The 527-nt window shown below is 56.4% G+C and carries 1 protein-coding gene; it reads right to left on the bottom strand.

Annotation, left to right across the window (positions count from 1 at the left end; all coding sequences use genetic code 11):
* Nucleotides 1-527 (bottom strand): GGDEF domain-containing protein (locus K5E19_RS23885; protein ID WP_221553393.1); only part of this gene is annotated, 527 nt, incomplete at both ends.

Below are 527 nucleotides of genomic sequence, written 5' to 3'. Positions count from 1 at the left end.
AAGTGATAACCGTTACGGCCCATATGTTTGGTGTGATACATCGCCGCGTCAGCGTTGAACATCAGCTCACGATCGGATTTTCCGTCGTGAGGATAAAGCGCAATACCGATACTGACGGTCACGACCAGCTCGTAAGGATCGACGTTGAAAGGGCTGTCAATGGCGCGGACCAGCGCACTGGCAAGCGAAGCGGCATCATCCGGGCCACCGACTTCCGCGAGCAAAACAAACTCGTCGCCGCCGATACGGGCGAGGGTGAACTGGCCTTTCAGCGGTAGCAGCAGCCGCTCGGTGACCGCGACAAGTAGTTTATCGCCCGTGTCATGACCATAGGCATCATTCACCGCTTTAAAGCCATCCAGGTCCATAAACATCAGTGCGAAATGAGTCCCTTCGCGGTCGGCCTTGCTGATTGCCTGATCGAGACGGTCTTCCAGCAAAACGCGATTCGGTAAACGGGTCAGTGTATCGTGAAGCGCCAGTTGGGCCAGCTCACGATTGGCTTCAGCCAGGGATGAGGCCAGCAG

The organism is Enterobacter sp. RIT637 (assembly GCF_019718755.1).
Lineage (GTDB): Bacteria > Pseudomonadota > Gammaproteobacteria > Enterobacterales > Enterobacteriaceae > Enterobacter.
The sequence above is the reverse complement of the archived record's forward strand: the minus strand, read 5'-3'. Positions and strand labels throughout refer to the sequence as shown.